The 12,399-nt window shown below is 59.1% G+C and carries 10 protein-coding genes; 8 read left to right on the top strand and 2 right to left on the bottom strand.

Annotated features, from left to right (window positions below; all coding sequences use genetic code 11):
* Nucleotides 1-261 precede the first annotated feature (261 nt).
* From ligD to ACQKRQ_RS09450, 3 genes are all read left to right on the top strand, one after another.
* Nucleotides 262-2,772: a DNA ligase D gene (gene ligD, locus ACQKRQ_RS09460; RefSeq protein ID WP_427477158.1), complete on the top strand. Its 2,511-nt coding sequence runs from the start codon at nt 262-264 to the stop codon at nt 2,770-2,772.
* A 180-nt stretch (nt 2,773-2,952) separates the two neighbouring features.
* Nucleotides 2,953-3,903: a Ku protein gene (locus ACQKRQ_RS09455; RefSeq protein WP_427476551.1), complete on the top strand. Its 951-nt coding sequence runs from the start codon at nt 2,953-2,955 to the stop codon at nt 3,901-3,903.
* The gene (locus ACQKRQ_RS09450) at nt 3,900-4,742 is read left to right on the top strand and encodes a tetratricopeptide repeat protein (RefSeq protein ID WP_427476549.1); all 843 of its coding nucleotides are present in this window, start codon (nt 3,900-3,902) and stop codon (nt 4,740-4,742) included. Before ACQKRQ_RS09455 ends, ACQKRQ_RS09450 begins: the two co-directional genes overlap by 4 nt.
* Before the next feature lie 240 nt (nt 4,743-4,982).
* Here ACQKRQ_RS09450 and ACQKRQ_RS09445 read toward each other — a convergent pair whose 3' ends face one another.
* Nucleotides 4,983-5,201, bottom strand: coding sequence for a hypothetical protein (locus ACQKRQ_RS09445; protein ID WP_427476548.1), 219 nt, complete (start codon nt 5,199-5,201; stop codon nt 4,983-4,985).
* A gap of 72 nt (nt 5,202-5,273) precedes the next feature.
* Entirely contained in the window at nt 5,274-5,483 is a 210-nt protein-coding gene (locus ACQKRQ_RS09440; protein WP_408284315.1) for a hypothetical protein, read from the bottom strand.
* 146 nt (nt 5,484-5,629) lie between these two features.
* On the opposite strand from ACQKRQ_RS09440, the gene imuA reads away from it, so the two are divergent.
* The 5 genes from imuA (at nt 5,630) to ACQKRQ_RS09415 (ending at nt 12,378) form a co-directional block, all read left to right on the top strand.
* The gene (gene imuA / locus ACQKRQ_RS09435) at nt 5,630-6,337 is read left to right on the top strand and encodes a translesion DNA synthesis-associated protein ImuA (RefSeq protein ID WP_408376762.1); all 708 of its coding nucleotides are present in this window, start codon (nt 5,630-5,632) and stop codon (nt 6,335-6,337) included.
* On the top strand, nt 6,267-7,736 hold the full coding sequence (locus tag ACQKRQ_RS09430; protein WP_427476545.1) for a Y-family DNA polymerase: 1,470 nt from the start codon (nt 6,267-6,269) through the stop codon (nt 7,734-7,736). Before imuA ends, ACQKRQ_RS09430 begins: the two co-directional genes overlap by 71 nt.
* A 5-nt stretch (nt 7,737-7,741) precedes the next feature.
* Nucleotides 7,742-10,891 (top strand): error-prone DNA polymerase, encoded by a 3,150-nt coding sequence (locus ACQKRQ_RS09425; RefSeq protein WP_427476543.1) that lies wholly within the window; start codon nt 7,742-7,744, stop codon nt 10,889-10,891.
* Between the two features lie 218 nt (nt 10,892-11,109).
* Nucleotides 11,110-11,352, top strand: a complete 243-nt coding sequence (locus ACQKRQ_RS09420) for a hypothetical protein (protein ID WP_427476542.1) — start codon at nt 11,110-11,112, stop codon at nt 11,350-11,352.
* Between the two features lie 63 nt (nt 11,353-11,415).
* Nucleotides 11,416-12,378 carry an SOS response-associated peptidase family protein gene (locus tag ACQKRQ_RS09415; RefSeq protein WP_427477156.1) on the top strand — a complete coding sequence of 321 codons (963 nt, stop codon included), beginning with the start codon at nt 11,416-11,418 and terminating at the stop codon, nt 12,376-12,378.
* Nucleotides 12,379-12,399 lie beyond the last annotated feature (21 nt).

The following is a 12,399-nucleotide window of genomic DNA, read 5'->3' as shown; positions in this document are numbered from 1 at the left end:
ATGACGCGCCGGCGGTGCTTAGGCTCTCGCTGCGCCCGTCGGCCGGCGGATTAATTGCCGACATAGTGAAGCGGCGTGGTCCTGCCGCGAGCCAACCTCAGTGCCGCTGCAGTCAATGCCGGTTCTGCTTTCGAGACGAAATGGATGTTCGGCAGTTCAACTGTTGGCCGCTACCTTCCTGCATCATGGTGCTCTAAGAACTCCTTTTCAACCATGTCGTTCGCAATGCGGCCGGACGACAGCTCCTCCTTGACTACATTCATGGTCTCAGCGCGCGACCCGACATCTCCACCTCTTTCCCGCTACAGGAAAATGCGGGACTTCCGGGTCACGCCCGAACCCGCGCCGTCGGCTGCGTACGCATCCGTCGGTCTCGCACATCTGGGTTTCGTCGTGCAGAAGCACTGGGCAAGCCGGCTCCACTACGATTTCCGGCTCGAACTCGACGGCGTGTTGGTTTCGTGGGCATTACCCAAAGGGCTCTCCTACGACCCGAAGGAAAAGAGGATTGCGGTCCACGTGGAGGACCATCCGCTGGAGTACGCAACGTTCGAAGGTACGATTCCAAAGAAGCATTACGGCGCCGGCATCGTCATAGTGTGGGACCGAGGGACATGGGAGCCGGTCGGTGACCCGCGAATGGCGATGATGGCAGGCAAGCTGGTCTTCCGGCTCCATGGCGAAAAGCTGGCTGGTTTGTGGGAACTGGTCAGGATTTCAAAGCCTGAAGACAAGCAAGACCAGTGGATGCTGTTCAAGAAGCGCGACGAGTGGGCGCGAGCACTGGCGAAATACGATGTCATCAGGGCGCTTCCCGACAGCGTCATCACCAAGCCCCTCGGACTTGTTGAAGAACGCGAACCGAAAATCGTACGACCGGTGCGCGGTAGTGTGGTTGAGATGGACCTCACTGCTGCATTAGACGCTCCGCTTCCAGCCAAACTCGAACCACAGCGCGCGACGCTCGCGTCATCACTCCCGACGGGCGGCGACTGGATAATTGAATCGAAGCTGGACGGGTACAGAATCCTCGCACGCGTTGACAAAGGGCGCGCACGCCTTTTCACGAGCGGCGGCCACGACTGGACGAAGAAGCTCAATGGTCTGGCGATGGCGGTCGAGCAGCTCCATGTCTCCGCCGGATGGCTCGATGGTGAAATCGTCGTGCTCAAGGAGGGCTTGCCCGATTTCGGCGCTCTTCAAAATGCTATTGACGGTGCTGGCAATCAGGAAATCATCTATTTCTTGTTCGACCTGCCTTTTTTCGACGGAAAGGACCTCAGGAACGTCCCACTGTGGTCGAGGCGCTCATTGCTTTCTCAACTGCTGAAGAACGAGGACGACCGCATACGGTTCAGTCAGGATTTCGACGCTCCGGTCGCCCAGATATTCGAGGCCGCTGCAGGGCTGGGTCTTGAAGGCTTGATGTTAAAACGCCGGGACGCGAAATACGAGTCGGGAAGAACACAAACCTGGCTGAAGGCAAAGTGCCGGCTACGGCAGGAACTGGTCGTCTGTGGCTTTACGGCTCGAGGCGGCAAGGACGGCGAGGTTGGCAGCTTGTTGCTCGGCCACTACATAGGTAATAAGCTTCATGATGCTGGCAGCGTAGGCACTGGCTGGGATGCCCGCACTGGCCGCGACCTGTGGACCCGCCTGACACCGCTCGAAGTCGACACCACCCCGTTTGATGTCGCTGTGTCCAAGCCGAGCCGCTGGTCAAGGCGTGCGGCCGGCAGCGAGCGCTGGGTCCGCCCTGAGCTCGTTGCAGAAGTTGAGTTCGCCGAGTGGACCGCGGAAGGTGTGGTGCGCCAGGCGTCGTTCAAAGGATTGCGCGTTGATAAACCTGCGCGACACGTCGTTCGAGAGTCCGGCGTAGCGCTAGCACCTGCGCCCGTCTCCCAGGTCAAAATCACTCACCCGGAGCGCATCGTGGACCCGTCGAGCGGCGTGACCAAGCTCGACCTGGTCCGGTACTACGAAAGCGTTGCCCAATGGATACTGCCCCACCTGGCGGCCCGGCCGCTTGCGATGGTCCGCGCACCAACAGGCATCTCCGGCGAACTGTTTTTCCAAAAGCACGCGGAAAAGACAGGCATGCCCGGCCTCAAGGAACACGACCGTGGCTTGTGGCTGAATCACCCGCCTCTGTTGACCATCGACACCCTGGATGCGCTGATGTCAGCCGCCCAGATGAACGTCGTTGAGTTTCACACCTGGAATTCGACGGTGCTGCGAATCGACCAGCCCGACAGGGTCATCTTTGACCTTGACCCGGGCGAAGGCGTGAAGTGGAAGCACATTCAGGAGGCGGCCGTCCTTGTCCATGCGTTGCTCACGGAGCTGGATTTGCAAGCCTGGTTGAAAACGAGCGGCGGCAAGGGCCTCCATGTCGTCGTGCCGCTTACGCCGAGACTTGACTACAAATCTGTGAAGGCCTTCTCACAGACGTTTGTCCGGCACATGGCGAAAACTATCCCGGACCGCTTTTCAGCGACGTCGGGGGCAGCCAACAGAATCGGCAAGGTGTATGTTGACTATCTGCGCAACGGAAAGGGGCAGACGACCGCCACCGCGTTTTCTGCCCGCGCGCGGCCCGGCATGGGGGTTTCCATGCCGATTTCATGGGGGCAACTGTCCGAACTTAAAAGTGGCGCGCACTGGACGGTGCAGACGGCGAGAGAGTATCTTAGCTTTCAAACGCAGGACCCTTGGGAAGCATACTGGTCGACAAAACAGTCGCTGGCGTCAGCCATAAAACGTTTGGGATGACGTATCTCGTGCGGTAGCGACTGGCTACGAACGTAGACACGCAGCCTAGAAAATTTGCATGGACCGAGGCGGCGGTCCGTAGGCACACGGCGTGCTTCGGGTGGCGAAGGTTGGACCTCTCGAAGGGATGGTTTCTAGTCAGCTGCGGCGACACCCACGAGCCGCTATCAGGAGAATCATATGGCAGCGCGTTCCATTGCATCGCTGACGCTATCCTTCGGTCTGGTTTCCATACCGGTAAAGCTATATTCGGCTACGGACAGCGCTGCCGGCGTTGGCTTCAATCTCCTGACGCCGGAAGGCGGCCGGGTCAAGCAGCAGTACATATCCGAGGCTACCGGTGCCGTTGTCGCCCGCGCCGACATGAAGAAGGGCTACGAATTCGAAAAGGGGCAGTTTGTCGTATTCGCCCCTGACGAACTGAAGGCGCTTGAAGAAGGTGCGAGCCACGTAGTCGAGATTGTTTCCTTTGTTCCGGAAAAGTCGGTGGACCCGCTGTACTACGACAAGGCGTACTTCATCGCTCCCGACAAGCGCGGCGGCAAACCCTACAGCCTGCTGCAACAGGCCATGCGAGAAAGTGAACGCTGCGCGCTGGCCAAATGGTCGTACAAGGGAAAGACCCGAATCGTTCAGATAAGGCCAGCGGAGGACGGGATGGTCTTCCAGCAGCTACTGTTTGCCGACGAGGTACGGGCGCTGAGCGATTTGCATATTGAGCCGGTGACGGTCAGCGCCACGGAACTGAAGCTCGCGCTTCAAATCATTGACCAGGTTTCGGAAGATGCATACGACCCGACGGCGTATGAAGACGAAGAAAAGAAGCGGATTCTCGAAGCCATCGACCAGAAAATTGCCGGCAAACAGATTGTGTCACCGGAGGGACCTGCAGAGGAATCTGGCGGCCAAGTGATTGACCTGATGGAAGCGCTGCGTGCAAGTCTAAGCGCCAACAAGACAAAACGGGCCGCTCCTGCCAAAACGGCCGCAAAGACAACTGCTCCGAAGAAGGCTTCGCCCGATGACGACGTCCAAGCGCTATCAGCCAAACCACGGCGGCCTGTCAAACGAGCCGCACCGAGAGCCGACGTGAAAGAAGCGCCGCCGGCAAAGGTTAGAGTTCGCAAGTGAACAGAAGAAATCTGTCGCACGACTATTCGTTGCGAAGCCTCCAGTCGCTACTGGGCGTCTCGCGCAGAGTTCTATCCGGGCTAATTGACGCGGGATTTGTTCATCCCTCGCGCGGCCGGCGGAACGAACTCCGGTTCTCTTTCCAGGATGTCGTGGTCCTTCGCACCGCATTTCAATTGCAATCAGCGAAAGTTTCTTCGCGGAAAATTCTGAAGGCGCTGGCCAAGCTGAAAGCCGAACTCCCTGACGAGCTTCCGCTGTCTGGAATACGAATCACATCTGTCGGCGAGACTGTCGCTGTCAGGTCAGGACAGGCGCAATGGGACGCAGCCTCGGGGCAGCATCTGCTTGATTTCGAGGTCGCGCCACTTCGCGGCGATGTCGCGTTCCTCGACTCTGCGCCGCGAAACCTTGCGAATCGGGAAGAGCAGGCAGACGAATGGTTTGCACTTGCCGAGCAGCTTAGCGAGACTGACGCGGTCGGCGCGGAGCAGGCCTACCGGAAAGTGCTCGAGCTGTCGCCATCTCCGCACTACGACGCATACACCAACCTGGGCGTGTTGCTGTGCGAAGCGGAAACACGATGCGAAGAAGCGTTGTCCATTTTCGATGGCGCGCTAGAGCACTTTCCCGACGACGCGTTACTTCACTTCAACCGGGCAGTCGTCCTCGAGGAACTGAAGCGCTATGACCCGGCAGAGGCGGCCTACCAGCGATGCATAGAAATTGACCCGACGCATGCCGATGCTCACTTCAACCTCGCTCGCCTAAGTGAGATTCGCGGTGACAAACAAGGCCTCGTTCGGCACCTCAGCGCTTATCGGCGGCTGGTCGGCTGATAGAGTGATTCGGATTCGCTCGACTGCTGTAAAAAACTCGTTGCCAGCGAGCTTACCGTCAGATAAGAGCTAAGCTACAACTGACAATGTTTCGTGCCAGTGCGTTCTACGGCAGTCCGATGGCGGTGCCGCCAACTGACACGAGTTTCACAGTCTTGAGAAGTATCAAATTTGATGAAACTTCTTGATACCAAGGCTACAGCTGTTCAGTACGCAACAGTCGCAGCAGCAGCCTGCGCGCTAGCCGTGGCTATCTACCCACGCCCGACACCACGAAAGGCCTACCAGCTCTGCTTCTTCGTCAGTATCGTAAGCGCCGAGTACCCCGGATACCTCGACGACCTTGGTGTCGCGGGTGACCGTGGCGCTTCCTGCGAATTTCGCCGGCTGTGGGATTCCTTCCTGCTGCAAGATGGCATGACCCCACAGCGTGTATCCACGGTATTTCTCAGTTTGCATCTGTTGACCTCGAAGGACCTCTGAACCGATTCTTCTCGATGATTGCCCGAGTTCGCGCGACTCGGCAAGCAGCTACTGCTTAAGGCGTTGAGTCTCGACGCCGGCCATCTTCAATGTGGCGTCAATCATCTTCAGCTCCTGGCCGAAATCGAGCGGCCATTCCTCGCCGTCGCACCGCACGGTCATGCCGTTGTGCATCGAAATCAGACTACGTGCCTTGTACAAGGCATCCACAAGTTTCGATTCGCGTTCGGCCTCCCGAACCCATTCATCTGCTCTCATGATGGACCTCCTCTGAACACGGAAGCAGGGTATGAAGCCGAGCGACGGATGCCGCGCAGCCCCCTTACCTCAAATAAAAGTGACAGTTCACGCCTACGAATTTGCGTGTACGATACTGTATAAATATACAGGTTTTTTGTTGCCACATGTCCAGCGCTACCGTCACGGCCGAAGAGATACACCCGTCCTTGTGGCGTGCGTCCCAGCTCGCCCGTGGCCGTGGGCGGGTCGTTGAGACCGGCTATCCCGCGCTGTCGGCCGAGCTTCCCGGCGGGGGCTGGCCGGTCGGTGCGCTCATCGACCTGATGGTGCAGCAGGCCGGGGTTGGTGAATTGCGACTGTTGCGCCCGGCGCTCAGTGGCTCGGGCAATCGCCCTGTGGCGTTTGTGCAGCCGCCGCACACCCCGGACGGACTTGGACTCAGTTACATCGGACTTCCCATTGACCAGGTCTTGCGGGTGAAAGCGCAGAAGACCGCAGATGCGCTTTGGTCGGCTGAGCAGATTCTGCGGGCAGGCAGTTGCGGTGCGCTCATCTTCTGGGCGCAATACGCGCAGGCCTCATCGCTGCGGCGCTTGCATCTGGCGGCGCAGTCATCCGAAACACTTTTCGTGATGGTCAGGCCCCTGGCAGCGGCACAGGACTCATCGCCCGCGCTTTTGCGGCTCGCTTTAAGACCATCCGCCGACGGTCTAACCGTCGACATTGTGAAACGACGAGGGCCAGCGCGCGCAGAGCCACTGTCGATTCCCCTTCAACCCACTCCTGTATTGCTTTCCCGACATGCGCGTCTTTCTCGCCGTCCACTTGCCGAAGTTGCCGCTCGAGGTGTTCCGACCGAAGTGGTCATCTGAGCCCGCGCACGGAAGTGCAGTCCTGGAGAAAGACAAAGTGGTCATTACCGACAGCGCGGCTCGTGCAGCCGGCGTCCGCCTCGGTATGAAGCGCGGCGGAGTGCTGACACTGTCGCCGGAAACGGAGATGCATGAGCGCGATGTCGCCAGGGAGGCAGCAGCACAGCGCGAGGTGGGCATCGCCCTGATGCGCTTTTCACCTGAGGTCGCCTTGCTTGACGAAGCGACCGTCGTGGTTGAGGTCGGCGCGAGTCTGCGACTTTTCGGCGGACTGCTTGCATTGTGCAGGGAAGCGAAAGCGGTCCTTGGGACGCTCGGACTTACCGCACGCATCAGCGCTGCACCCACCGGCCAGGGTGGCTGGCTGCTCGCAAAGTTCGGGAACCGGCGCGTGCTCAAGCTGGCATCGCTTGAGCAACGGCTGGCCGCTTTGCCGATGATGGCCGTTCCTGAGGTTCGTCCGTTCGGAGACTGGTTCTCCGGACTCGGATGCGAAACCATTGCCGACGTAAGACGCCTGCCACGCGCTGGCCTGCAGCGGCGATGTGGCGAACATCTGCTTGATTCGCTCGACCGCGCGTTCGGCACGGCTCCCGAGCTGTTTGACTGGCTCGAACTGCCGCCCACTTTTTCCGCACGCATTGAAATGCCGGACCGCCTCGAGCATGCCGACGGTGCGGTGTTCGGTGCGCATCGACTCATCGTGCAATTGTGCGGCTGGCTTTGCGCCAAGCAGTTGGCGGTCACGGCGATTAAGCTGCTGCTCGAGCATGAACGTGGGCGCGACGCCATCGAACCGGCGGTGATTGAAATTGCGTTGGGCGAGCCGACGTGGAAAGAGGAGCATCTGGTCAGGCTGCTCAAGGAGCGGCTGCATCGCATTGAGCTGGCTGCACCCGTCATCGCGCTGCGACTCGATGCCTCCAGAGTGGAATCCGCAGCGCCGGCATCTGACACGCTATTCCCGGAGCCGGGAGGTTCGAAGGAAGACCATGCGCGGCTTCTCGAGTTACTTGTTGCGCGGCTCGGAGAGGACAACGTTCTTCGCCCCGCACCGACTGCCGACCATCGCCCGGAGGTCGCAAACCGTTGGGTGCCGGTGACACTCAAGTCGAAGCAGGAAGCACTTCCGCTCGGCCTTCCAAGACCGACCTGGATGCTGGACAACCCGGTCCGCTTATTGACGCGCCAGCACCGTCCGTTTTATGGCTCACCGCTCCGCATGGTATCGCCAGGCGAACGCATCGAAAGCGGTTGGTTTGATGGGGAGTTGGTCACGCGGGATTATTTTGTCGCGCAGGCGGAGGACCAGAGCTGCTACTGGATTTATCGTGAACGCATAAGCAGTCGCGACGCAGAAGAAGACCAGCGTTGGTTCCTTCATGGCCTGTTTGGATGACCGTCATGGATTCCACGTTTTCCACGCTGCCGGACTACGCAGAGCTGTTCTGCTTTTCAAATTTCACGTTCTTGCACGGTGCTTCCCACTCGGAAGAGCTCTCTGAGCGAGCGGCGCAGCTAGGGTACTCAGCCCTTGCAGTCACTGACGAGTGCTCGCTCGCCGGCGTTGTGCGTGCGCATGTCGCTGCAAAGGAAGCAAAGCTGCCGTTTATAGTTGGTTCGTACTTTCGCTTGGTCAAAGCTGACGGGTCCCCAGCGTTCGGGCTGATTCTCCTAGCTAAAAACCGCGAGGGTTACGGCAACCTCTCTGAACTGATTACGCTTGCTCGAACGCGTGCGCCAAAAGGCGAATATCGGCTCACGCCTCAGGACCTGTCGCGGCCTGACAAGGAGTATCGACATCTGCTCGGCATGCCGGACTGCCTTGCCATACTTGTCCCCGACTTCCCGGCGAAAGAGGACCCGCTGGCGGCACAGCTCGAGTGGCTTGATGACACGTTCACGGGAAGAGCCTGGGCAGGCCTCGTACTACACCAGCGCGCAATGGACGATATTCATCGAGGCGCAGTGGAGTTTGTTGCCCGCAATCTGGATGTGCCGGTGGTTGCACTGGGCAACGTGGTAATGCATGTGCGTTCGCGGAAGCCGCTGCAAGACACAATGACCGCTATCCGCGTCGGCAGGCCCGTGCACGAGTGCGGTTATGACCTCGCGCCTAACGCTGAGCAGCATCTGCGTTCCAGATTGCGACTCGCGAATCTCTATCCCGATGATGCGCTGGCGGCGACCGTGGACATCGCGAGCCGTTGCACGTTCTCGCTTGACGAGTTGCGCTATGAGTACCCGGACGAACTGGTGCCCGCCGGTTTCGCTCCTGCCGCGTATCTGCGGCAGGAGACCTACATCGGCGCGCAGCGACGTTTCCCCTCGGGTATTCCGCACAAGGTACAGGAACAGATTGAGCACGAACTGGAGCTGATAGCGGAGTTGAAATATGAGCCGTACTTTCTCACGGTATACGACATTGTTCGCTTCGCACGCAGCCAGCACATCCTGTGTCAGGGCCGCGGCTCTGCCGCCAACTCCGCAGTGTGTTACTGCCTCGGCATCACAGAGGTCGACCCGGCACGCGGTAGTATGTTGTTCGAGCGCTTCATCTCAAAAGAGCGCGGTGAGCCGCCAGACATCGATGTGGATTTCGAGCATCAGCGACGCGAAGAAGTCATCCAGTACATCTATCGCAAGTACGGCCGCGACCGCGCAGCAATCGCCGCAGCGGTTTCAACCTACCGGCCTCGGGGCGCGCTGCGTGAAACCGGCAAGGCGCTTGGCGTCGACCCGCAGATTGTCGACCAGGTGGCAAAGAGCCATCACTGGTTCGACACGAGCCAGGACCTCCTGAAGCGCTTCGCTGAATCGGGACTCGACCCGGAGAAGCCGCTTATACAGGCGTGGGCGCGACTCGCGTCCCAGCTCCTTGGCTTTCCGCGTCACCTGTCGCAGCACTCTGGCGGTTTTGTTATCAGTCGCGGGAAGCTCACACGGCTTGTCCCTGTCGAGAATGCGGCCATGGCGGACCGGTCCGTCATCGAATGGGACAAGGACGACCTCGAGGCGCTTGGGCTTCTAAAAATCGACGTTCTTGCTTTGGGCATGCTGTCGGCAATACGTCGGGCTCTCGACATCGTGTCGGAGCAGCGCGGCGAGCGGTTCGAGATGCAGGACATTCCGTCTGAAGACCCGGCGACATATGACATGATTTCCGCCGCCGACACTGTCGGTGTGTTTCAGATTGAATCCCGCGCCCAGATGAGCATGCTGCCACGAATGCAGCCGCGTACCTTCTATGACCTCGTCATTGAAGTCGCCATCGTGCGGCCAGGTCCAATCCAAGGCGGCGCCGTCCATCCTTACTTGCAGCGCCGCCAGGGCTTCGAGCCGGTGACGTATCCTAGCGATGCTCTAAAGACGGCACTCGGCCGTACGCTCGGCGTACCAATTTTTCAGGAACAGGTCATGCAAGTGGCTATCCTGGCTGCAGGGTTTACCGCCGGCGAGGCCGACCAGTTGAGGCGCGCGATGGCCGCGTGGAAACGTAAAGGTGGGCTTGAGAAATATTATGACCGTATCGTTAACGGGATGCTCGAACGCGGCTACGACCAGGGCTTCGCTGAAGGCATCTTTGAGCAAATCAAAGGGTTCGGCGAGTACGGCTTCCCGGAGAGTCATGCGGCAAGCTTCGCGTTGCTGGTATATGCAAGCAGCTGGCTGAAGTGCCACGAGCCAGAGGCATTTCTTGCTGCCATGCTCAACTCGCAACCAATGGGGTTTTACTCTCCATCACAGCTCGTCCAGGATGCCCAGCGCCATGGCGTCAAAGTGCTTCCTGTCGATGTGACTGTTAGCGGTTGGCACTCAGTGCTGGCGACAATCCCTTCTGCGGAGCGACCGGCAGTGCGTCTCGGCCTATCGTTACTCCGAGGCATGAAAGATGGCGCTGCCGGGCGTATCGAGAATGCCCGGGCAGTTCGACCCTTCGAAACTGTGAAGGACCTTGCTCGCAGGGCGCAATTGGACCGAAAGGACCTTCACGTTCTAGCCGATGCCAACGCGTTGGCGTCGCTTGCCGGCAATCGTCGCGAAGCGCTCTGGCAGTCTGTTGCCGCTGTGCCGGATAAAGATATGCTTGCAGTTGCCTCAGTTGACGACGAGACACCCGAGCTTGGTGCGCCGACGGAGGCCCATGACATCGTGTCCGACTATCGGTCCGTCGGTCTAACGCTCGGTCGACATCCGCTTGAATTGCTGCGGCCGCAGTTGCTAGCAAACCGCCTGATGCCAGCGTCAACTTTGCGCACATACCGTGATGGACGACTCGCGCGAGGCTGTGGACTTGTTACGGTGCGACAGCGGCCGGGCACCGCAAAAGGCGTCTTGTTCGTGACGCTGGAAGATGAGACGGGGAACGTGAATGTCATCATTTGGCCAAGCCTTTTTGAAAAACAAAGGAAGGAGGCCCTTGGAGCGTCGTTGCTTGCCGTGTACGGAACCTGGCAATGCCAGGGCGAGGTTCGGCATCTGGTCGCGCAGCGGCTCGTTGACATGTCGTATCTGCTCGGCGGTTTGATTACTGCGAGCAGAAACTTCTGCTGACGGCAGCTTCCCCCTTTATCACGCGGCAACAAGGTAGTTCAATGCCAGCGGCACGCATTGGCCGGTTTGCCCCGCAGATTTGAGCCCACGGCGGTCTTGTACTGCTAGCATTGTTTCCATCCGCCTACGGGAAAATTTGCGGAACTGGCTTCCATGCTCTGGACATGAGCCTGTCAGCATAGAATGGTCGTGAGTTACTTACGTCTCGGAGGGTTGCGATGACAGACAATGCGGGCGCCAGGGTTGTGGCGGGCGGTGAAGCAGCGGGTCAGTTCGATAAAGCCTGCGCTTACGTCAGGCAGACGACGGGTGCGCGTTGCGCTGCAGTCGTCATCATCGACGGCGATGCAGGCTCGGGGTACTCCGTCGTAGGACCGCTTGACGCACAAGTCCTCTTGCCCGATATCCTTGAGCAGATAGCATCAACCTTGCGCGGGCAGCTGTTCAAAAATCTGCAATGAGAGGACGGCTGCACGCTGGCAACGGTGACAACCTTCTCCTCCACAACAGGAACGGAGGCATTTATGTGCTACTCGGCTCAAATACAGGCTGACTATCGGAAATTCGTGCGCACATTCGGCGCCGTGATGGACATCGACGAGTTCGCGCGCTTGTTTTTTGAGCGCGCGGAAGGCGTTAGCAAGGCAAAGATACCGAAGGCGATTGAAGACTCTTTTGCCGAGCCGCAGACTGACGCCGAGCGCGAAATCAAAGCACTCATCGACCGTTTCAATGCTGGCCAAGTGACCAAACTTGAACAGGACCTGTTTAAGCAGCGTAAGCGGCTAGCGGACGCCGAACGGTCACTGCAGACAAAGGTAACGAAAGCTGCCACCGAAAGCCAGCGAATCGCCAACGATAAAATTCTATGGACGCGCGGCAAGCTTGACGACATCCAGCGCACCGAGCCTCAGCCGCGTGACTCGCGCATTTTCCCCGGCCACTACGCATCCGTGATGGTCATCGAAGGCGGTCGGCGCGTTGTGAAGCCGATGCGTTATCAGTGCCGCATTGCCGGCACACCGGCTTTTTTCGATGCAAAGTATCCAGGAACGTACAACGCCCGAAGAGATAGCCTAAAGGGCTTCTGGAAACCGCTGTTCGGGTACACCCACGGTGTGATGCTTGTCGACGTTTTTTACGAGAATGTCAGCAAGGCCAGGATGGAGGGGACGTTACTCGAGACTCACGAGCGAGACGAGAATGTGGTTCTGGAGTTTCGCCCGAGCAACGGCGAGTTGATGCATGTCGCTTGCCTTTGGTCTCGATGGAGTGCACCCGGCGAGCCAGACTTGCTCTCATTTGCGGCCATTACGGACGAGCCGCCACCTGAGGTCGCCGCCGCGGGTCATGACCGGTGCATTATTCCTATCAAGCCGGAGAACATAGACGCTTGGCTCAACCCGGACGCATCCGACTTGGCGACAATGTACGCGATACTTGATGACAGGGACCGTCCATACTACGAGCACCGACTGGCTGCCTGACTGCCAGCACGGGACTCGATT

It is taken from the genome of Paraburkholderia sp. NPDC080076, from assembly GCF_050281145.1.
Taxonomy (GTDB): domain Bacteria; phylum Pseudomonadota; class Gammaproteobacteria; order Burkholderiales; family Burkholderiaceae; genus Paraburkholderia.
This window is presented reverse-complemented; position numbering and strand designations above follow the sequence as displayed.